Origin of the sequence: Gordonia caeni, from assembly GCF_039537105.1 — a bacterium.
Taxonomy (GTDB): Bacteria; Actinomycetota; Actinomycetes; order Mycobacteriales; family Mycobacteriaceae; genus Gordonia; species Gordonia caeni.
The window spans coordinates 53,352-73,895 of sequence record NZ_BAAAZW010000003.1; the positions used below are offsets into that span (position 1 = coordinate 53,352).

Sequence of the window (20,544 nt, forward strand, 5' to 3'; positions counted from 1 at the left end):
ATCTATTCCTGGTAACCGTAAAGGTTCCGTACCGGCTGGCGCTGCCAAGGTTTACCTAACTAGGCAGGTGAGACCGGTCCTACCGGATGTTACTCATCGGTAATAAGCGAGGCCAGTCCCGGCGGGACGGTGTGGCCGACGTCATCGTCGTCGTACGACGCTGCCGGACCGCGCGCGAGGCTCCTGTGGTCCCGGGCCGTCACTGGGCGAGGTGGATCGGCTCGATCTCTTCGAGTTCGGTGAGCGCGGTCTCCAGGTGGTCGAGGATCCGCTGCAGGCGCGGCAACTGGGCGCGGGCGCCGGTGATGCCGAAGTTGGCCTTGCCGCCGACGGTGGTGATGGTGATGTTCATCGCCAGCCCCTCCATCGGGATCGAGACGGGGTAGCAGCCGTCGAGTTGGGCGCCGTTCCAGTACTGCACCTCTTCGGGCCCCGGGACGCTGGAGATCATCAGGTTGAATCCGCGCGGGGTGAAGTCCACGAAACCGGGAACCGGCGCGAAGGCCAGCGGCCAGACGTTCGCCGCGCCCAGGGCCAGCGACTGCAGCGGTTTGAGGCCGCGGACGACGATCTTGGCGCTGGTGGTGGACGCGGTGATCTCGCGGAGTCGGTCTGCCGGGTCGGCGATGTCGGTCGCCATGCGCACCAGGATCGCGGTGATCGAGTTGCCGTCCCCGCTGCCCTCGCTGTGCAGGGACACCGGCAGGCAGGCGGTCAGCGAGTCGTCGGGCAGGCCGTCGTTGTCGTCCAGGTACCGGCGCAGTGCTCCCGAGCACATCGCGATCAGGACGTCGTTGAAGGTGATGTGGTGGCGGCGGGCCGCGTCGCGGAGGCGGTCGGTGGGCCAGTCCTGCGCGGCGAACCGGCGGGCCGAGCCGATCGGCACGTTCAGCAGGGTGTTTGGGGCCTGCTGCAGCGGTGCGACGAAGTCGCGGTCGAGGACTCCGGTGACGGCGACCTTGGCGGCGGCCGGTGCGATGCCGACTAGATCGTCGGCGATCCCGACGGCCGAGCCGACGGCGCCGGTCACCTTCGACAACAGGCTCTTCTGCGGCTTGGGGGCACGCGGCTTCTTCTTCCGTCGGCGCAGGATCTCGTTGTCCCAGAAGGCCGTTCCGGTGCGGTCGTCCGGGTCGGTGGTCAGGGTGCGCTGCAGCATGCGCAGCGCGGTGACGCCGTCGACCAGCGAGTGGTGGACCTTGGTGTAGAGGGCGACGCGGCCGTCGGCCAGGCCCTCGATGATGTGGACCTCCCACATCGGGCGCGAGCGGTCGAGCAGGGCGCCGTGGTTCAGGGAGACGTACTGCAGCAGGTTCTTGATCTCGCCCGGGCGGGGCAGAATGGCCCGGCGCACGTGGTAGTCGAAGTCGATGTCGTGCGCGAGCTGCCAGGCGGTGTAACCGGCCAGGTTGGCCGGGCTGGCCGGCCGTTTGAGGAAGGTCTCCTGGATGTCGGTGGCGGCGACGAAGCTTTCGTGGAGCTCTTCGGCCAGTTCCTCGGCGGTCTGCCCCTCGCGCGGGATGAACAACTGCAGGCCGCCGACGTGCATCGGCTGATCGCGGGTCTCCGCGATGAGGAACATCGACTGAGTCACCGGCATGTACTGCACAGATCCCCCTCCGTCCGTGAGGTCGCCCTACCCGTGGGTACGGCGACGCGAATGCTGACCGCCATTGTGGCACGGGACACATCTTCCCGACGCCCGGCCCGCCTTCACCGTTCGCTCGTTGAGCGGAGTCCCTCGATCGTTGATCGAAGTCGAAACGCCCCTGCCCGTTGAGCCGGGCGAGCCGATAGGCGGGTCCGTGTCGAAACGCCTCACCTGGTGAGCCAAGCCCCTTGCCTGTCGAGCGGAGTCGAAACGCCCCTGCCTGTTGAGCCAAAACCCCTCGCTCTTTGGGCGGAGTCGAACCACCTTGGCCGTTGAGCCGGGCGAGCCGATAGGCGAGTCCGTGTCGAAACGCCTCTGCCCGTTGAGCCGGGTGAGCCGATAGGCGAGTCCGTGTCGAAACGTGCCGCCTCACAGATCACCCGAACGCCACTCCGACTGTCATCCGTTCGTATGAACCGAACTCGGGGCAGATGCATATTGTCCGAATATGTGTGACCTGAGACATGCTCAGGGTACTCTCAGCCTCGGCGGGGGATGACCTGACATGTAAAGGACCACATCATGGCCACCTCAGTAACTCGCCGAAACCGACATCGCCGCCGTAAGGCGGGCGCGCTCGTAGCCACCGGTGCGGCTGCGGCACTCCTGGCGGGAAGCCTCACGGCCCCGCCGGCGAATGCCGCGCTGTTCCCGTTGAGTCTGGGAAGCATCGGTGAATTACCGCTCGCTAACGTCGCGATCGCGACGTGCGATGCCGGCGACCCTGAGGTGGATGAAGCCCTCTTAGATTCTGCCATTGCCGACTGCACCAACTCCAGCCCATGGTTGCTGACTCCGGTCGCGGACTTTGTCCTTGGGCTTGTCGCGCCGGACATCGCAGAGCTCATCTCGGTCGGAGGCTTGAACGGCGCTTTGGCGACCTGGGGGCCCGAGGCGGGCCTGAACGTATTCAATCCGAGCCTGGGGATCCCCGGGAATTCCACGATCTCCGGCAATGGATATTCGACGGCGATCACGCTGCTCGGTGGTGAGGCGACGGCGAATGCCAACTACATACTCGCTGGAGCCATTGCATTGGCGGCCACTGGCGGTATCGCCAACGCGGATTCGCTCTTCGGAGTCGCGGTGGCAAGTGCAATCGGTCGGCCTGCGACGGAGATCGGGCTCGGTCCCATCATCGAAATTGGTAGTGAACGGGTTGAGAATTCAGCTAAGGCTCGGGCGTTGCCTTTTGGGATCGCCATCGCGAACTCGAGCCTGACTCCGGCAGAACTAATTGCGGGGTTGGGGGTTCAGGTTCCAGAATATCGCGCATCGTCGGTGGCCCTCGGTGGCATCGCCGCTGCATACCGGGCGATCGACGGCTCAAAGGGGGCGGTGTGCACCGCGGTCTACGCGGAGGCGCGGGTCAGTGAGGACGGTGAGCGTCTCGAGTCGTGCACCGGCGTGCTCTTCATCTTCCAGAAGCAGCAGACCAGCGAGGGCCCCAACGCTGGGTTCGTGACCTACGCGATAAAGAATCCCTTCGACCCGGGCCTCATCTCGCCCTACGGCGATGGCCTTGCTTCGCTAATCTCGACGATCACTTCGGGGGCGGCTGATCTCGGGCCGGTGAACGATCTTCTCGCCGGGAAGTTTGTCCCGATGTTCAAGAGCGACATCATTCGCATCGTCATGACGGACGATGGACCGAAGTTCGAGACCGATTTGCCGCAGTGGATCGAGGGCCTGCTCGACTCGAACAGCACGAGCGGGATCCTGGCGACCGGTGCGTCGGAAGCTCAGACGCTCGGTGCGGACGCCCCGGACGCTGTTGCCGCGAGTGTCGAAGAATCAGTGGAGGCGGCGCCGCTGCAGGTGAACGATCCCGCCCCGATCCCCGAGGCCGTGGTTCAGGAAACGGCACCGTTGCCGGAGATGAGCTACAACCCGCCGCCGGCCGAAGAGCCGGTGGTGGAAGCTCCGGTGGTCGAAGCGCCGCAGGCAGAGGAGCAGTCGGCTCCCGAGCCTGAGGCCGATACGTCCGTTCAAGAAGCTCCGGTTGGCGGCGGAGCCGGGGCCGACAGTGCGGAGGGCGCGGACTCGGACGCTGACCTCGTGCTCAACTGACGCGCACGCGTTCCGCGGAACGCTCGGCCCGCTTCCCTGTCGGGGGAGCGGGCCGAGTGCATCCATCGAGAGACTGTTCCGCGAAAATCTGTGCCGGAATTGATGAATATGCGCGGTTCGGACGCACCTGAGAGCAGCCTGTGCATAGTCTGAGACAACTTCGTTCCACATACCTGATGGAGTCCTGCCCCATGATCTCTCGATCTCGCGTTCGGAAGTCCACTGCCGCAGCGACAGCGGTGGCGGCCAGCGCCGCTCTCCTCGCCGGCGCCACCCTCGGCCCCACTGCCGTGCAGTCCGCTCAGTCGGAGCGCACTGTCGTCGCTGACCCGACGTTGACGGCTGCGATACCGATCGCCGGCGGCACCGCCATGCTCATCCCCCTATTCGAGCAGGGCGCCACGGCGATCGCCGTACTCCCTGGTGTAGCGGTGGCAGGTGCCAGCTCTGGCAACAGTGCGATGGCGTTCTCCTTCCTTGGTCTGGCGATTGCCACGACGGACCTGAAGATTCTCGGCGTCAATATCCCCACCGGTCAGGCTTCATGCATCGGCGTCCTCGCGTTCGCGAATTCATCGACCGATGGCATGTGTGTGAATGCCCTGGGCACATTCGACGCTGACTACAACAAGAGCACCGGTGAAGTTTCTGCCGCGCTGACGAACCCGCTTGCTCTCGTGTCTCTTCTCACAGGTGACATGAATACCGGAGATCTCATCGACGACATCATCGCCGGCAAGTCAATCTCGCGGATCCTCACTGAGGACTTCGTCCGCCTCACCCTCGGCGGCCCCGGGTTCGTGAAGCTCACCTCCGACTACGCCTTCCAGGCGTACAAGAACTCCGGTGGTGGTGTCGTGATCGGATGGCTCGGTGGAAACCTTGTCCTGTTCCCGGTAGTCACCGGCGGCGGAGTCGAAGGCTCCGTCAACTACATCGGACTGCCGAAGTTGGAATTTGCTGACTTCCCGAACATCAGCAATATCATTCCGTCGCTCAGCTTCGGCGAGTTCAAGACTCCGATCTTCAACATTCCGGAATGGTCGACTAACGACTTCCTGGGCTCGAACCTGTCGGCCTCGACTCTCGCGGCGGCGACCGAGGCTGAGTCGGCTCCGCTGGCGAAGTCTTCTGCTGTGCCTACTCCGGAGACGCAGGACGAGCCAGTCGTCACCGCGCCGGCTCCGGTCGAGACCACCCCGGTTGCCCCGGAGGTGCAGCCCGAGCCTGAGGTGGAGCCCACCGTGACGCCGGAGCCGGTCGAGCCGCCGGCTGCGGTCGAGTCGACTCCGGAAGTGGAGTCGACACCTGAGGTGGAGACCCCGAGCGAGACGGAATCGGCAGGGGAGACGTCCAGCCTCGATGGAGTCGACGACGCCGCCTGACGTTCTGGACTCAGATCAGACCCCGAGCCTGTGCTCGGGGTCTGATTTCGTTTCGACTCCGCTCAACGGCCGAGGGAGCTTCGCTCAACGAGCGAGAGGGCTTACTCAACGAGCGAGGGGCTTAGCTCAACGAGCGAGGAGGCTTCGCTCAACGGCCGAGGGGCAGTCTCGCTCAATGGGTGAGGCGTTTCGATCCCGGCTCGGCTGGCGCCTCGCCGGGCTCAACGGGCATCAGTGGTTCTCGCCGGCACGGACGGCCTCGGGCATGCCCTGCCGCAGGAGAGCGTCCAGTTCCGCGTACGTCAGAGTCAGCAGTCGACCCTCCGGTTGGACGCCGCCCGCCCGCACGATCATGTGGCGGTCCGGATCGTCCACCAGCTCGTAGCGGGTCACGTGGCGCTCGAGGGGAACCGCCGCGACACGAGGGTCGAGGCCGGCCGCCCTCCAGGACGGAGTCAAGGGGACCAGACCGCACTTGATGCGCAGTCCCTCTCCCACGAGGAACAGTATGTACGTGCCGGCGTCGTCGACCGCCGCGAATGAAGCAAGCGGCACCTCCCGGGGTTCTGCTTGCCGTTCGGTGATCACCTTGAACAGGTCCACGCCGTCTTCGCGCGGTGCGATGACATACCCCGTCCAGCCTGGCTGGGGATACCCGTACCGCAACCAGAGACGTCCATCCACTGCGATCGGCTCATCCCAGACGGGTTGTCGTGCAGCCAGATAGCGACGTCGCCACAGCTGGAACTGGCGGACGAAGTCGTCGAGATCGCCGCCGTCGTCCAAGTTCGAGGACATGTGCCGCCTCTCCGTGGGCCACTGCACGGGGTAACGAGATCGGGATCCGCTACGCAGCCGTTTCGAGTGCGAGTTTACGACGCCAGGGATCAGGATCGAGGGGGTGCTGAGTGTCGTTTCGGCTTCGCTCAGAGATTGAGGGTGACGTTTCGACACCGTCTCGGCTGGCGCCTCGTCGGGCTCAACGGGCGGCGGAGCGTTTCGACTTCGCTCAACGACCGATGGCTCGATGGGGGAGGCGTTTCGACACCGGCTCGGCTGGCGCCTCGCCGGGCTCAACGGGCGGTGGGGCTTCGCTCAACGGGCGAGGGGCGGTCTTCACTCAACGATCTGGGGGCGGTTTACGGTGGGGCCGTGCGGAGACGACGGCTGGGACTGCTTGCGCTGTGGGCGATCGTCGCCGTCGAGGTGGTGGTGATCGTGAGTTCGGCGTGGTCGCTGATCGCCGCGCGGGGGCGCGTGGTCGACGCCACCGACGTCCCCTCCGGAGCCCCGACCACGCTGATCGTGCTCGGCGCCAAGGCCGCCGACGACGAGCCCGGCGTCTATCTGCGCAACCGGCTAGACGTCGCCGCCGACCTCTACCGGGACGGTCGGGTGGACCGGATCCTCAACTCCGGCAACGACCACGATGACGCCGGCAACGAGGTCCGCGTGATGCGCGCCTACCTCGAGGCCCGCGGAGTGCCCGAGTCGGCGATCATCGATGATCCGATCGGCATGAACACCGCCGCCACCTGCCGCCGCGCCGCTACCGAGTACGGCGTCGACCGCGCGCTGATCGTCACCCAGAACTTCCACATCGGCCGCGCCGTCGGCCTGTGCGACGCGGAGGGGATCGACGCGGTCGGCGTGATCGCCCCCTGCGACGACTGCTCAGCCTTGTCGCTGGTGCGGAACTATCTGCGGGAGGCGCTCGCTTCACGACCCCGGGCGATGCTGGGGGCGTTTCGACTCGGTCTCGCCTAGCGGCTCGACCGGCTCAACGGGCGGGGGGAGTGGTTTCGACTTCGCTCAACCGGCGAGAGGACGCTCGCCCGGCTCAACGGGCGGCGGAGGGGCCGACTTCGCTCAACCGGCGGGGGCGGGGAGGGTGTGGTCTAGCCAGTCGAGGACTCGCTCGTTGAGCAGACTGCGGTTGTTCATCTCGCAGTGCTCGCCCGCGCCCTCGGCGGCGGTGAAGTCGAGTCGGGTCACCTTGTCGCCCAGCGTCTCGGCGAAGGCCCCAACCCCCTTGGCCAGCATGTCGTTCTCGGCGGCCGTCACCAGCACCGGGCAGCTGATGTTCTTCCCGACCGCCTCGAGCGTGTACTCGTTGGAGGCGGCGAAGAAGGCGCGCAGATCCGACACCCCGTTCACCCAGAACCCGCGCTGCATCACCCGCCATTTCAGTTGCGGGACCGATTCGATCGCCGCGGCCATCTGGTCCACCGCCGACTGCGGGATGGTGCTCGGGTCGGCCAGCGCCTCGGGGGCCACCCCGAACGCGCCGGCCAGCCGCTGCATGCCCGCCGCGACGCTCCACAACCCGGGATCGGCGACCACCGCGGCCAGCCGGTGCTCGCCGGACGCCCCGCGCGGCGCCAGATAGCCGCCCAGACTCCAGCCGCTGAGTGCGATCGCCTTCGGGTCCACCAGCGGCGAGGTGAGGGCGAAGTCGACCACCGCGCGGATCACCACCTCCCAGTCGGGACGCATCGGCACACCCTGCTTGTAGAGGAGTTCGCCCTGCCCGGGGCCGTCGAACAGCAGGCAGTGGTAACCGCGCCGCAGGGCGGCCACCGCCGAGGCGAAGTACATGTCGGTGACGGTGGCGTCGTAGCCGTTGGTGAAGATGATCAGCGGCCGCACCTGCCCCTCGCGCCCGAACGCCGGGATCAGATAGCCGGGCAGCTCCAGCTCGCCGAACGGGATGCGCGTCGGCGTCACCGGGGACGCCCCCAAAGCCAGCCCGGCATCGAGGGCCGCCACCTGCTTGTCGAAGGCGGCGACCAGCCGCGGGTCGACGGGCGCGCCGTACAACGGGTGGTAGGCGGTGGCGTAGAGGGCGCTGGCCCGCAGGTGTTCGGCGCGCGCGGTGGCCTTGTGGCCGGCGTCCAGGGCCGCTTGCGCGGCCGCCGTCCGGGCGTCCCCGGCGGCCACCCATTGGGTGTAGAAGGCGCCGTCGTCGCCGTCGCCGACCGCCTTCGCCACCGCGGCGATCACCCCGAACTCGGGCCCGCCGGAACTGATGTAGCCCAGCGGCCACGACCCGAACTCGTCGTGCAGATCGTTCTGAAACAGCAGACCCATCGCGCACTCCTCCGGCCGGCCCGCGGCCGACGGCGTCGTGGTTCGGCGAGCTCCCGGCGCGCGGGGTGCTCACTGCATTGTCGCAGGACCGCCGCGCGCCCGGTAGATCAAATCTGCCAGCGGAAGGGAAGACGCGGCCGACCGGTCAGGTACGACGACCCGGGCAGGCGGCGGAGGATCTCCACCACTGTCAGCGAGATCGCGATGGTCAGCAGATAGGTGATGAGGGTGCCCCACGGCTGGCCCAGCGCGTGCACCAGCGTGGGCTGGCCGTCGGTCTTGGGCAGCAGCAGGAAGAACAGCACCAGCACGTGCACCAGGAACACCGGGAAGCTGCGGTTGGACGCGTACGCCACCACCTTGGCGAAACGCGGCGAGGTGGGCCGGATGTTCGCCGACCAGTGCCGGCCCATCGAGTAGATCGACAGCACCGCGAACACCAGGAACGGCAGCAGCGACAGCGAGAACGCACTGTTGAAGCTGTGCACGGTGCCGCCGATGAACGCGCCGTACAGGTAGACGCCGACGGCGAAGACGCCCGTGCCCACCAGGCCGGTGGCCAGCCAGCCGCCCCGGCCGGTGATCCACCGGTCCACCTGTTCGCGGTGCGCCGCGGCGACGGCGCCGGCGATGATGAAGAACTGGTACGGCACGAAGGTCACGTAGTGGTGCCACCACCACGACGCCCACGACTCCGGCGGAGTCCAGTAGGTGATGATCGCGAAGGCAGCGATCTGCAGCGCGAAGCTCACCGCCAGCAGCGCACCGTGGTGCCCGCGGGTCTTCTGCACCAGCCACCGGATCGCCGGGAACAGCAGGTACACCTGCAGCATCACGACCAGGAAGTACAGGTGGAACGCGGCGGTACCCCAGCGCAGCTCCGTCCAGAACTCGCCCAGGCTGGTGGGGATCTCGTGCCCGCGGCCCACCGACCACATGCCGATCACCATCCAGTACACCGCCGACCACAGGATGTACGGCAGGATCACCAGCTTCATCCGGCGGCGCCAGAACGAGACGGCGCGGAAGTCGTCGCGCCCCTGGTACTGGTACATCAGCACGAAGCCGGTGAGCGCGAAGAAGATGTTGCGCGTGGCGTGGAACAGCAGGGCCGTCGCATTGGTGCCGATGTTGTTCCACTCGTCGGTGGTCTGCGTCAGCGTGTGCGCGAAGATCACCAGCGCGAAGGTGGTCGCCCGGATCAGGTCGACCTGGAACAGATACGGGCGCTTGGCCGACCGCGTCGACGGCGGCGTCTTCTCGGGGGTAGCGCTGCTCGCCGCCCGGGTCCCCGTGGGTTCCGGCGCGGCTGCGGTGTACTGATCGGCTGTCGTCATAAATGCTGTGGAGAATGGGTACTCGTCCGGCAAACGCTAACAGGAGAACCTGGTAACAACCTGTGCCCTGTCTCCGCCAGTGGCTGGGATCACCACCAGCCGGTGGCCTCCTGAATGTCGCGTTCCAGGTAGGGGATCAGGCTCCGGACGAAGGCGGTGGTCAGGTGGTGCCTGTCGTGCCAGACCAGGATGTTTCCGACGACGGCCGGGCAGTAGTTGTCGTCGCACAACGCGTCCGAGTAGTCGATGAACGTGATGTTCGGGAACTCCTCCTCGAGCGCGTCCGTGGGGCTGACCTCCGACAACATGGCCGCACGCCGGACGCCGCACTGGTCCGGCTTGCGTCCGGAGGCGATGCAGTCCGGCGGTGACAGCGGTGCGCCGAACGCCCACGGGGTGTCGCGGACGGCGATCACCTTCTGCCCGGTCTCCCGGAACTCCTCGAAGATGTCCAGGTAGCCCGGGGGCACGTAGTCGCCGGGGCCGTCGGACACCGGTCGCGTGCTGGTGGTGAAGACCACGTCGGGCTTGTCCACGGCCAGCCGGTCCATCACGTCGCGAACCCAGTCCTGGCATTCGGTCAGGATCTCGCCCTGGAACTCCACCATGGCCTCGGTGCTCAGTGCGCAACCGGCCTTCATGTAGGTGGTCACCTTGAAGCCGCGCTGCTTGCCGAGCGCATCGATGGCGGTCATCCAGTGCTCGGAGTGCGAGCCGCCGACCACGGCGATGGTGCGGTCGGCGCTGGTGTCGCCGAACTCGCCGACCCGGATCGACATGTCGCCGAAGTTGCTGAAGTAGCCGATGTGGTTGAGCGGCCAGTCCTCCTTGGCTGCTTCCGGTGACGGCACCGGCGGCAGCTTGGGCGTCGGGAAGTCGTCCATGAAGGCCCGTGCGCCGGGGTACAGGCGCGTATCCAGGTCGGTGGTGTCGACGTTCATCGAGGCGGCGCGCTGCTGCGCGTAGACGGCGCCGGTGCCGCCGAAGACGGTGAGGACCACCAGCGCGCCCACCAGGACCTGCCGGTAGCGGCGGGAGAAGCCCTTGCTCCGGCCGGCGCGCAGCGGCGTCTCCACGTACTTGGTGCACAGCCAGGCGATCAGCACCGACAGCAGCAGGATGCCCGCGCCCTCGAAGAAGTTCACGCGGTCCTTGAACCGCCACGCCAGATAGAAGATCAGCAGCGGCCAGTGCCACAGGTACAGCGAGTAGGCGATCGATCCCAGCCAGACGATCCACGGGTGCGCCAGGATCTTGCCGCCCAGCGACAGATCGGCGCCCGGCACCGGCTGGGGTGCGGTCCGCGACGAACCGACCCAGATCAACAGCACTGTGGCGCCCACCGGCACCAGCGCCAGCACGCCGGGGTACTCCTGCACGCCCTCGATCCAGATGCCCGACGTCGCGATCAGCGCGACGCCGACCACCGTCAGGGCCGTGCGCAGCCACTGAGCCAGCGCCAGACGCGGCATCCAGATCGCCATCAGGCCGCCGATCAGCGGCTCCCACAGGCGGGCGACGGTGTCGTAGTAGTTGAACGGCTGGTTGATCCCGTGCCGGTAGTTGGCCCACGCGAACGACACCACGGTCACCGCGGCCACCGACAGCCCGACGATCCACATGATGGTGACCGGCCGGCCCACCACCGGGAAGCGCCGCGCGGCGAGCTTGATCAGACCGCCCAGCGCCAGCGCGACCAGCAGGGTGAGGAGGAAGAACTGTCCCTGCATGGACATCGACCACAGGTGCTGCAGCGGGCTCACCGCGGAGTCGGCGGCACCGTAGTCCTGGGACGAGAACGCGAGGAAGTAGTTCTGGTAGTAGAGGGCGGAGGCGACCACCTCTTCGCCGAGCGGGCCCCACCGGGTCGTGGGCATCACCCACCAGACCATCGCCACCACGAAGGCCAGGACCAGGAACAGTGCCGGCACCAGTCGCAGCAGCAGGCGCTTGAGACGCGGCCACGGGTTGACCGCCTTGTTCCACGACACCTCGCCCGGCACCGAAACGGTGACGTGCTTGAGCAGGGAGGCGACGAAGAAGTAACCCGACAGGGTCAGGAAGACGTCCACGCCGCCGGACACCCGGCCGAACCAGACGTGGAAGACGGCGACCAGAAAGATCGCGATGCCCCGCAGACCGTCCAGGTCGAGGCGATAACCGGAGGTGTTGCCGGTGGCGGCATCTTCGTTCGGAGTCGGCGGAACCGCCGATCTCCGGGCCCGGTGTTGTGCTGCCACGGTTCCCAAATGTAGCGACATTGACGCCCGGGGCGTTAACCCCACCGCGGGGCGGCCCCGCTGGTTCGGTCAAAACCGCTCGCCGAAGCCACCCCGGGGCCAGGATCGACAGTGAGCACAATCCGCCGCGAATCGAATCGACAAGGGAGTGTCATGAGGACCAAAGCAGCCGTTCTGAACGGGGTCAACGAGGAATGGGAGATCGAGGAGGTCGATCTCGGCGATCCGGTGGCCGGTGAAGTTCAGGTCAAGCTGGTCGCGTCCGGGCTGTGCCACTCCGACCATCACCTGCGCACCGGGCAGAGTCCGGCGCCGCTGCCCGTCGTCGGCGGTCACGAGGGGGCGGGCATCGTCACCAAGGTCGGCGAGGGCGTCACCCGCTTCGCCGAGGGCGACCACGTGGTCACCGCCTTCATCCCCGCCTGCGGCGTCTGCGGGCCCTGCTCGCGCGGACAGCAGAACATCTGTGACGAGGGCGCCGGACTGCTGACCGGTCTGTCGATCTCCGACAAGACCCACCGCGTCACCACTCCCGACGGCCAGGGCCTGACGCAGATGTGTCTGCTGGGCACCTTCTCGCCGTACATCACCGTCAACCAGGCCTCGCTGGTGAAGATCGAGGACGACATCCCGCTCAAGGAGGCCGCGCTGCTCGGCTGCGGCATCGCCACCGGCTGGGGATCGGCCACCGAGATCGGCGGCACCTCCGTCGGCGACACCGTGGTGGTGGTCGGCATCGGCGGCGTCGGCATCAACTCGGTGCAGGGCGCCAAGGCCGCCGGTGCGCGCCACGTCGTCGCCGTCGACCCGGTGAAGTTCAAGCGCGACATGGCCGAGAAGCTGGGTGCCACCCACACCTTCGAGAGCATGGAGGATGCGCTGCCCGCGGTCGGGGAGATGACCTGGGGCACCATGGCCAACACGGTGATCATCACCGTCGGCGAGATCAAGGGCGAGTACATCGCTCCCGCCCTCGCGCTGACCGGCAAGGGTGGTCAGGTGGTGGTGGTCGGCATGGGCGACTACGCCGCCATGGACGTGAAGCTGAACCTGTTCGAGCTGACCCTGCTGCAGAAGCGCGTGCAGGGCGCCATCTTCGGCGGCGCCGGCCCCCGCACCCAGGTCCCCAAGCTGCTCAACGAGTACCGCGCCGGCCAGCTGAACCTGTCCGACCTGGTCACTCAGACGTACCGGCTGGAGGAGATCAACCAGGCCTACGACGACATGCTCGAAGGCAACAACATTCGCGGCATGATCGTTTACGACGAGGCCGACTGGTAGGTCCGGACTCTTCCCGCCTGACTCCGGGCGCCCCCGTTCGTCGTTCGTCGAGCCGGGGCGCCCGCGTCGTCCGTGAAGCGGAGAGTCGGGGTGCGCCTCCGGTACTGATAAACACCGTCGATCAATAAGTGCAAATTAGGTATTTCACATCTATCTATTTGCCGCATACGGTCAGTGATACCAGTCACAAGCACCTGATTCCGGTGCTGATGTCACTCCCGGAGGTATCGATGAAGATCACCGCGATCGAGGCGATTCCCTTCGCCATTCCGTATCGCAAGCCGCTGCTGTTCGCCTCCGGTGAGGTGCGCGTCGCCAAGCACGTCCTGGTGCGCGTGCACACCTCCGACGGCACGGTCGGGGTCGCCGAGGCGCCGCCGCGGCCGTTCACCTACGGCGAGACCCAGACCGGGATCCGCGCGGTGATCGACGAGATCTTCGCCCCCGAGCTGGTCGGGCTGACCCTGCTCGACCGCGAACAGGTCCGGGGCCGACTCGACCGCACCATCGGCAACCCCACCGCCAAGGCTGCGATCGACATGGCGATCTGGGATGCCCTCGGCAAGACCCTCGACGTCTCGGTCAGCGAACTACTCGGCGGCTACACCGACCGCCTCCGCGTCTCGCACATGCTCGGCTTCGACACCCCCGCCGCGATGGTCGACGAGGCGCAGCGCATGCGCGACGAGTACGGCATCAGCACCTTCAAGGTGAAGGTCGGCCGCCGGCCCGTCACCCTCGACACCGCCGTCGTCCGTGCGCTGCGCGAGCACTTCGGCGGCGCCGTCGAACTCTACGTCGACGGCAACCGCGGCTGGAGCGCCACCGAATCGGCGAGCGCCATGGCCGAGATGGCCGATCTCGGCCTGCTGTTCGCCGAAGAGCTCTGCCCCGCCGACGACGTCCTCGGCCGCCGATGGCTGGTTCAGCAACTCGGCATCCCGTTCATCGCCGACGAGTCGGCGCCCACCCCGGCCGATGTGACCCGCGAGATCCTCGGCGGCTCGGCCACCGCGATCAACATCAAGACCGCGCGCACCGGCTTCACCGTCTCCCAGCGTGTCCTGGCCCTGGCCGAGGGTCTCGGCCTGGACATGGTGATGGGCAATCAGATCGACGGTCAGCTCGGCACCGCCTGCACGCTCGCCTTCGGCACCGCGTTCGAGCGGACGACGCGGCACGCCGGCGAGCTCTCCAACTTCCTGGACATGAGCGACGACCTGCTCACCGAGCCGCTCCAGATCGTCGACGGCTATCTGCACCGCCGCCCAGGAGCGGGAATCGGCGTCGACGTCGACCCGGACAAACTCGCCGCCTACCGCACGGACACGTGACCGGCAGAAAGTGAGCGACCCGATCAGCTATCAGCCCCACCAGCCCAGTTCTCACCGGCCCAGCCCAGAAACGGAGACGACATGCTCTTCCACGTTCGCATGGATGTCCTGATCCCCGACAGTCTCGACCCGGAGGTGCGCGCCGAGACCGTCGCCCGGGAGAAGGCGTACTCGCAGGATCTGCAGCGCTCCGGCAAGTGGCCGCACATCTGGCGGATCGTCGGCGAGTACTCCAACTACTCGATCTTCGACGTCGCCGACAACGACGAGCTGCACCAGATCCTGTCGGGGCTCCCGTTGTTCCCGTACATGGACATCGCAGTGACGCCGCTCGCCACGCACCCGTCCGACATCAACGCCTGACCACCGACCACACCTGAATCACCCGGGCGCAGCCCGCTTGGGGGAGAAGAACACAAGGAGAAGTCCCATGTCCGACACCAGCTTCCAGACCGAGGTCAGCGCCAAAGCCGCCGAATCCGGTGCCAACGCTTCGGCGCAGTTCGCCGAGCGCATGGCCGCCGCCGGCGGACGCCGGGGTGCCGTCGACACCGCCCGTGCCGACTACCTGGCCAGCAAGGCGATCAAGGCGCTCAACGACATCGTCATCGAAGACAAGGTCAGCTACGAGGAGTACAACGCCCTCAAAGCGTGGCTGATCAAGGTCGGCAACGACGGCGAGTGGCCGCTGTTCCTGGACGTGTGGCTCGAGCACTCCGTCGAAGAGGTCGCCAACGCTCACCACGAGGGCAGCAAGGGCACCATCGAGGGCCCGTACTACATTCCCGACTCACCGGAACTGCCGTGGAACGGCACCATCCCGATGCGCGACGGCGAGCCGGGCACCCCGCTGGTGTTCAAGGGCCAGGTCCGCGCCGTCGACGGCCGCCCGCTGTCGGGCGCCAAGGTCGAGCTGTGGCACGCCGACAACCTCGGCTTCTACTCGCAGTTCGCGCCGGGGCTGCCCGAGTGGAATCTGCGCGGCACGTTCATCGCCAACGAGGACGGCGAGTACGAGTTCACCACCATCCGTCCGGCGCCGTACATGATCCCGACCGACGGTGCCTGCGGGCAGCTGATCGAGGTGGCCGGCTGGCATGCGTGGCGTCCGGCGCACCTGCACTTCAAGATCAGCGCCCCCGGCTACGACCTGATCACCAGCCAGCTCTACTTCCCGGGCGACCCACACAACGAGGACGACATCGCCTCGGCGGTGAAGCCCGAGCTGATGCTCGACCCGCACGACAACCCGAACGGTGAGGGCGAGATCGTCGAGTACGACTTCGTCCTCGACCCGGAGAGCTGAGCGGACTCCTTCCGACGATCTCGTACCCCGCCGACCACTGGTCGGCGGGGTACGAGGCGCTGCGACACATGCTCTGTCGCCTTCCCGGAAGCGCCGCCCGAGTCGGGCGGCCCGGGTCAGCGAGCGGCGGGCGGCAGGTAGTGGATCCCGCGGAAGGCGGCGGAGCCGGCGAACACGTCGGCGGAGAGCTCCACGCCGCGATGCGCCGCCATCCGCAGCGCCAGGCGCAGCAGCATCTTGATGTCGCGGGGCGTGATCTCAGGGAAGCCGCCGACCAGGTCGTCGAGCAAGTCGTCGGCGAGCACCACGTCGTTGCCGGCGGCGAGGATGGTCCACACTTCGCGGGCGGCATCCGGACCGGGCGGGTTGTATTCGATCACCGCGGCACAGCGCGCGAGGATCGCCTCATCCACCCCGTCGATCCGGTTGGTGGTGAGGAACAGCAAGCCATCGAAGTATTCGAGGGTGCGCAGGAACTCGGCGACGATCGCGTTCTGACTCAGGTCGAAGCCGCGCTCCATGACGAAGACGTCGGCCTCGTCGAGCAGGAGCACCGCGTCCCAGCGCTTGGCGCGGTCGAAGATCACCTCGAGGTTCTTGCGGACCAGTTCCGGGGTGACGCCCAGCGATCCGGAGTGGATCGAATACAGCGGCCGGCCGGTCACCTCCGCATACACCTCGGCGGTCAGGGTCTTGCCGACGCCGGGTCGGCCTTTGGCCAGGATGACGTTGCCGGCGGACTTGCCGTCGATGATGTCTCCGGTGAAGACGCTGATGTCGGTGGTGAGGATGGACAGCAACTCGCGCTGATCGTCGGGCAGCACCAGCTTGTCCTGCAGATGCGGCTGGTAGGCGTAGTCGGTGAGGTCGCCGGTGTTGACGTCCAGGAAGTCCTGGGCGCCCAGGTCGAAGACGCGGACGGCGGTGATCACCGGCACGGGGCCGAACTCGCCGTCGGCCAGCGCCGAGGGGGCCACCATGCGCAGGGCGGCGATCTCGTCCGGCGCGACGTCGTTCACCACTTTGCGGTTCTCGCGACGATTGGGTGCACGGTAGTCGTCGGTGCCCAGGGCACTGCCGGAGAAGGTGTACTGCTTGCCGAAACCGGTGTCGATCACGTGCTGGAAGCGGTCGCGGCGCGCCTGGTACTCGGCGCGCAGCTCGGCGTTCTCCTTGTAGGCGCCGCCGGCCAGCAGTGCCTGCGCCGGGGTCTTGCCGACCGTTTCGGTCTCCTCGAAGTACAGGATCTTCGGTGCCCGCGACGGGCGCTTGACCGTCGGATTGTCGGCCTCCAGCGTGAACTTGACCCGCGGCCCGTGAGTGCGGTCGCCGTGCTCGGTCTCGATCCGCATCAGCAGATAGGGGTGCAGGCAACCGTCGGCCTCGCGGACGTACAGCCAGCCGTCGATCAGCTCGTGCTGCAGGAAGGCCTTGAAGATCTGCGCGGCGCCGTCGATGTGCGGGATCGGCGGGAAGTTCCCGGCGCGGGCCGAGCGGATGGCCGACACGGCGCGGGCGAAGGAGTCGTCGGCCACCCTCTCGGCGGTGAGCGCGAGATCGGCGAGCGCGGCATCGGTCAGCGTCTGCTCGGGCAGCCCGATCTCCGGGGATCGCCACGACGTGGCCTGCGCTCGCGCGTCGGCCAGATCGTCCGACGAAGTGGCGGCGACGAGCTCGGTGGGGGCGACCAGCACGAGGAATCCTCTCTAGAGTGCGCCGGTGGAGACGGCGGCGGGGTCGGTGAAGTCGAGGGCGGCGACGCGCTGCCGGACCGCGTCCACCAGGGGGTGCCGGTTGCCGGCATGCCAGGCCAGGGCCAACTCCACCTCGCCCGCGTCGGGCAGGTCACGGATGACGACGCCGTCGACCGGCAGCGAGCGCACCGACGCCGGCACCACGCCGACGCCCAGGCCTGCCGCGACGAGCGCCAGCAGCACCGCCGTGCCCGGAGCCTCGTGCTCGCGGTGCGGGGTGAAACCGGCGGCGTGGCAGGAGCGCAGCAGGGTGGCGGTGACCGCCGAATCGCGGTTCGAGTACATGATGAACGGCTCGGTCCGCAGGTCGCCGAGCGAGACGACGGGTTCGGTCGCCAGCCGGTGCTCGACGGGCACCGCCAGCACCAACGGCTCGGCGCCGATCGAGAGGACCTCGATGTGGTCGCCGACCACCGGGGGCCGCAGGATCCCCAGATCCAGGGCGCCGTCGCGCAGGGCGGCGCACTGCTCGGGGGTGAGCATGTCGGTGCGGATCTCCAGGGCCGCACCGGGGAGCTCGCGGCCGAGCATCCGGGCGATCGCCGGCAGGTGGGAGAAGGCGGCGGTGCCGGTCAGCCCCAGGCGGATCAGGCCGCTGCGGCCGTCGGCCAGCCGCCGGACGCCGTGGACGGCGTTGTCCACCGAGACCAGGATCCGCTCGGCCTCATCGCGCAGGTACTCACCGGCCGGGGTCAGGGAGACCTGCCGGGTGGTGCGGGTGAACAGGGTGACGTCGAGTTCGGTCTCGAGCTGCCGGATCGCGTACGACAACGCCGGCTGCGCGATGTGCAGCCGCGCGGCGGCCTGACCGAAGTGGCAGGTGTCGGCGACGGCCGCGAAGTACCGGAGATGACGCAATTCCACCGCGAACCTCCTCGTCCGGGGCCTGTGACGGGCCCCACAGCCTGAACAGTACCAACGGCTTCGATACAGCAGAAGGATCGACTGTCGGCCAATTGATAAACAGCCACGATCAATAAGTGCCTAGGTCGACCCTAGGGTTTTACCTAGTGTGAGTGAGCACACATCCGGCAACACTCACAGGGACAGCCCACTCGTATCGCCTTCCCTGGAGGTTCCCATGACTGCGACCGTTCCGAACTCGGCCACTCCGCTGCCGAGCCACCTCGAGCACCTGTCCGCGGTGCTCGCCGATGCGGTGGTCGACGACGCCGAGGCAGGCGTCTACCGGGCCAACCGCCGGATCTTCACCGACGACCAGATCTTCGACCTGGAGATGAAGCACATCTTCGAGGGCAACTGGCTCTACCTCGCGCACGAGAGCCAGGTGGCCGAACCGGGGGACTACTTCACCACCTACATGGGCCGCCAGCCCGTCGTGATCACCCGCGACAAGGACGGCGAGCTGCACCTGTTGATCAACGCCTGCGCCCACCGCGGGGCGATGCTGTGCCGCCGCAAGACCGACAACCGCCCGACGCTCACCTGCCCGTTCCACGGCTGGACCTTCCGCAACGACGGCACCCTGCTCAAGGTGAAGGACCCGGACGGCGCCGGCTACCCCGACACCTTCGACACCGACGGCAGCCACAACCTGACCCGGGTGGCGCGCTTCGGCAACTACCGCGGCTTCCTGTTCGGCAGCCTCAACCCCGACGTCGTCGATCTCGAGGAACACCTCGGAGACACGACCAAGGTGATCGACATGCTGGTCGACCAGTCGCCGGACGGGCTGGAAGTGCTGCGCGGCTCCTCCACGTACACCTACGACGGCAACTGGAAGGTGCAGGCCGAGAACGGGGCCGACGGCTACCACGTGACCGCCACCCACTGGAACTACGCGGCCACCACCTCGCGCCGCAACACCGGCGAGTCGGCCAACGAGACCAAGACCCTGGACGCCGGCAGCTGGGGCAAGTCCGGCGGCGGCTACTGGAGCTACCCGTACGGCCACCTGTGCCTGTGGACCTGGGCCGGCAATCCGCAGGACCGCCCGCTCTGGGACCGGATGGAAGAACTGAAGGCGAAGTTCGGGGATGCCAAGGGCGAGTTCATGGTTCGCGGATCACGCAACCTGTGCCTGTACCCGAACGTCTACCTGATGGACCAGTTCTCGACGCAGATCCGGCACTTCCGTCCGATCGCGCCGGACCAGACCGAGGTCACCATCTACTGCATCGCGCCCAAGGGTGAGTCGCCGGAGGCGCGCGCCTGGCGGATCCGGCAGTACGAGGACTTCTTCAACGCCTCGGGCATGGCCACCCCCGACGACCTGGAGGAGTTCCGGAGCTGCCAGCTGACCTTCCGCGCCGAGGCCGCCCCGTGGAACGACATGAGCCGCGGCGCCGAGCACTGGCTGAGCGGTCCGGACGAGGTCGCCACCTCGCTGGGCATGGACGGCGTCATCTCGGCCGGCGCCAAGAACGAGGACGAGGGCCTGTACCCGGTCCAGCACGGCTACTGGCTCGACGTGATGCAAGCCGCGCTCGGTGCCGAAGAAGCGGCCACCGCCGCGGCCCCGGCCACCGGCCGCCCGTCGACCCCCTGCTCTTGAGAGGACCGAACACCATGACCAGCCCAGCCCCCACCCGCACCGACGCCCCGACCGCCGGCGGCACGCTCATCACCCAGAACATGATCGAGCAGTTCCTCTACCGGGAGGCGCGCTACCTCGACGACCGGCAGTTCGAGAAGTGGCTCGAGTGCTACGCCGACGACGTCGTCTACTGGATGCCGTCCTGGGACGACAACGACGAGCTGGTGGAGAACCCCGAGACCGACATCTCGCTGATCTACTACCCGAACAAGGGCGGCCTGGTGGACCGGGTCTTCCGGATCCGCACCGAGCGGTCGTCGGCGACGTCGCTTCCGGAACCGCGGACCAGCCACAACATCTCCAACGTCGAGGTGATCAGCCGCGACGGCGATCTGGTGGACGTCCGGTTCAACTGGCACACCATGTACTTCCGGTACAAGACCATCGACCCGTATTACGGGACGTCGTTCTACACCATCGACTTCTCCGGCGAGCAGCCGCTGATCCGCCGCAAGACGGTGGTGCTCAAGAACGACTACATCCACCACGTCGTCGACGTGTACCACTTCTGACGCCCCTCCGCCCCCCACTGCTGCTGA

General features: G+C 67.4%; 16 protein-coding genes. 9 read left to right on the forward strand and 7 right to left on the reverse strand.

Features of this window, described 5'->3' with window-relative positions:
* Positions 1–199: 199 nt before the first annotated feature.
* Entirely contained in the window at positions 200–1,600 is a 1,401-nt protein-coding gene (locus tag ABD732_RS05375; RefSeq protein ID WP_425553000.1) for a WS/DGAT/MGAT family O-acyltransferase, read from the reverse strand.
* Between the two features lie 573 nt (positions 1,601–2,173).
* Between ABD732_RS05375 and ABD732_RS05380 the strand changes: the two genes are divergently transcribed.
* Positions 2,174–3,721, forward strand: coding sequence for a hypothetical protein (locus ABD732_RS05380; RefSeq protein WP_344781386.1), 1,548 nt, complete (start codon positions 2,174–2,176; stop codon positions 3,719–3,721).
* A 239-nt stretch (positions 3,722–3,960) separates the two neighbouring features.
* Positions 3,961–5,106, forward strand: coding sequence for a hypothetical protein (locus ABD732_RS05385; RefSeq protein ID WP_344781388.1), 1,146 nt, complete (start codon positions 3,961–3,963; stop codon positions 5,104–5,106).
* Positions 5,107–5,337: 231 nt separating this feature from the next.
* Here the strand turns inward: ABD732_RS05385 and ABD732_RS05390 are convergent, their stop codons facing one another.
* Positions 5,338–5,904, reverse strand: coding sequence for a hypothetical protein (locus tag ABD732_RS05390; RefSeq protein ID WP_344781390.1), 567 nt, complete (start codon positions 5,902–5,904; stop codon positions 5,338–5,340).
* 354 nt (positions 5,905–6,258) lie between these two features.
* Between ABD732_RS05390 and ABD732_RS05395 the strand changes: the two genes are divergently transcribed.
* On the forward strand, positions 6,259–6,873 hold the full coding sequence (locus ABD732_RS05395) for a SanA/YdcF family protein (protein WP_344781392.1): 615 nt from the start codon (positions 6,259–6,261) through the stop codon (positions 6,871–6,873).
* A gap of 102 nt (positions 6,874–6,975) precedes the next feature.
* Here the strand turns inward: ABD732_RS05395 and ABD732_RS05400 are convergent, their stop codons facing one another.
* The 3 genes from ABD732_RS05400 to ABD732_RS05410 form a co-directional block, all read right to left on the reverse strand.
* Positions 6,976–8,196: an alpha/beta hydrolase family protein gene (locus ABD732_RS05400; RefSeq protein WP_344781394.1), complete on the reverse strand. Its 1,221-nt coding sequence runs from the start codon at positions 8,194–8,196 to the stop codon at positions 6,976–6,978.
* Between the two features lie 107 nt (positions 8,197–8,303).
* A complete protein-coding gene (locus ABD732_RS05405) occupies positions 8,304–9,533 on the reverse strand; it encodes an acyltransferase (RefSeq protein WP_344781396.1) in 1,230 nt (409 codons plus the stop codon).
* An 89-nt stretch (positions 9,534–9,622) separates the two neighbouring features.
* The gene (locus tag ABD732_RS05410; RefSeq protein ID WP_425552986.1) at positions 9,623–11,794 is read right to left on the reverse strand and encodes an acyltransferase family protein; all 2,172 of its coding nucleotides are present in this window, start codon (positions 11,792–11,794) and stop codon (positions 9,623–9,625) included.
* 132 nt (positions 11,795–11,926) lie between these two features.
* On the opposite strand from ABD732_RS05410, the gene ABD732_RS05415 reads away from it, so the two are divergent.
* The 4 genes from ABD732_RS05415 (at position 11,927) to catA (ending at position 15,694) form a co-directional block, all read left to right on the forward strand.
* A complete protein-coding gene (locus ABD732_RS05415; RefSeq protein WP_344781400.1) occupies positions 11,927–13,054 on the forward strand; it encodes an NDMA-dependent alcohol dehydrogenase in 1,128 nt (375 codons plus the stop codon).
* Between the two features lie 230 nt (positions 13,055–13,284).
* Positions 13,285–14,388: a mandelate racemase/muconate lactonizing enzyme family protein gene (locus ABD732_RS05420; protein WP_344781402.1), complete on the forward strand. Its 1,104-nt coding sequence runs from the start codon at positions 13,285–13,287 to the stop codon at positions 14,386–14,388.
* An 81-nt stretch (positions 14,389–14,469) separates the two neighbouring features.
* The gene (gene catC / locus ABD732_RS05425; RefSeq protein WP_344781404.1) at positions 14,470–14,751 is read left to right on the forward strand and encodes a muconolactone Delta-isomerase; all 282 of its coding nucleotides are present in this window, start codon (positions 14,470–14,472) and stop codon (positions 14,749–14,751) included.
* Positions 14,752–14,818: 67 nt separating this feature from the next.
* Entirely contained in the window at positions 14,819–15,694 is an 876-nt protein-coding gene (catA, locus tag ABD732_RS05430; RefSeq protein WP_344781406.1) for a catechol 1,2-dioxygenase, read from the forward strand.
* A 116-nt stretch (positions 15,695–15,810) separates the two neighbouring features.
* Here catA and ABD732_RS05435 read toward each other — a convergent pair whose 3' ends face one another.
* Together ABD732_RS05435 and ABD732_RS05440 are read right to left on the reverse strand one after the other, a co-directional pair.
* Positions 15,811–17,388 (reverse strand): AAA family ATPase, encoded by a 1,578-nt coding sequence (locus ABD732_RS05435; protein ID WP_344781408.1) that lies wholly within the window; start codon positions 17,386–17,388, stop codon positions 15,811–15,813.
* Between the two features lie 12 nt (positions 17,389–17,400).
* Positions 17,401–18,312, reverse strand: coding sequence for a LysR substrate-binding domain-containing protein (locus tag ABD732_RS05440; RefSeq protein ID WP_344781410.1), 912 nt, complete (start codon positions 18,310–18,312; stop codon positions 17,401–17,403).
* A 217-nt stretch (positions 18,313–18,529) separates the two neighbouring features.
* Here ABD732_RS05440 and benA point away from each other — a divergent pair, with 217 nt between their 5' ends.
* Together benA and benB are read left to right on the forward strand one after the other, a co-directional pair.
* Positions 18,530–19,963, forward strand: a complete 1,434-nt coding sequence (gene benA / locus ABD732_RS05445) for a benzoate 1,2-dioxygenase large subunit (RefSeq protein ID WP_344781412.1) — start codon at positions 18,530–18,532, stop codon at positions 19,961–19,963.
* A 14-nt stretch (positions 19,964–19,977) separates the two neighbouring features.
* A complete protein-coding gene (benB, locus tag ABD732_RS05450; RefSeq protein ID WP_344781414.1) occupies positions 19,978–20,517 on the forward strand; it encodes a benzoate 1,2-dioxygenase small subunit in 540 nt (179 codons plus the stop codon).
* The last annotated feature ends 27 nt before the right edge of the window (positions 20,518–20,544 follow it).

Coding starts and splice junctions, on each gene's coding strand:
- ABD732_RS05405 (WP_344781396.1), bottom strand. CDS start 9,533: ATGACGACAGCCGATCAGTACACCGCAGCCGCGCCGGAACCCACGGGG.
- ABD732_RS05410 (WP_425552986.1), bottom strand. CDS start 11,794: ATGTCGCTACATTTGGGAACCGTGGCAGCACAACACCGGGCCCGGAGA.
- benA (WP_344781412.1), top strand. CDS start 18,530: ATGACTGCGACCGTTCCGAACTCGGCCACTCCGCTGCCGAGCCACCTC.
- ABD732_RS05400 (WP_344781394.1), bottom strand. CDS start 8,196: ATGGGTCTGCTGTTTCAGAACGATCTGCACGACGAGTTCGGGTCGTGG.
- ABD732_RS05390 (WP_344781390.1), bottom strand. CDS start 5,904: ATGTCCTCGAACTTGGACGACGGCGGCGATCTCGACGACTTCGTCCGC.
- catA (WP_344781406.1), top strand. CDS start 14,819: ATGTCCGACACCAGCTTCCAGACCGAGGTCAGCGCCAAAGCCGCCGAA.
- catC (WP_344781404.1), top strand. CDS start 14,470: ATGCTCTTCCACGTTCGCATGGATGTCCTGATCCCCGACAGTCTCGAC.
- benB (WP_344781414.1), top strand. CDS start 19,978: ATGACCAGCCCAGCCCCCACCCGCACCGACGCCCCGACCGCCGGCGGC.
- ABD732_RS05375 (WP_425553000.1), bottom strand. CDS start 1,600: ATGCCGGTGACTCAGTCGATGTTCCTCATCGCGGAGACCCGCGATCAG.
- ABD732_RS05415 (WP_344781400.1), top strand. CDS start 11,927: ATGAGGACCAAAGCAGCCGTTCTGAACGGGGTCAACGAGGAATGGGAG.
- ABD732_RS05420 (WP_344781402.1), top strand. CDS start 13,285: ATGAAGATCACCGCGATCGAGGCGATTCCCTTCGCCATTCCGTATCGC.
- ABD732_RS05380 (WP_344781386.1), top strand. CDS start 2,174: ATGGCCACCTCAGTAACTCGCCGAAACCGACATCGCCGCCGTAAGGCG.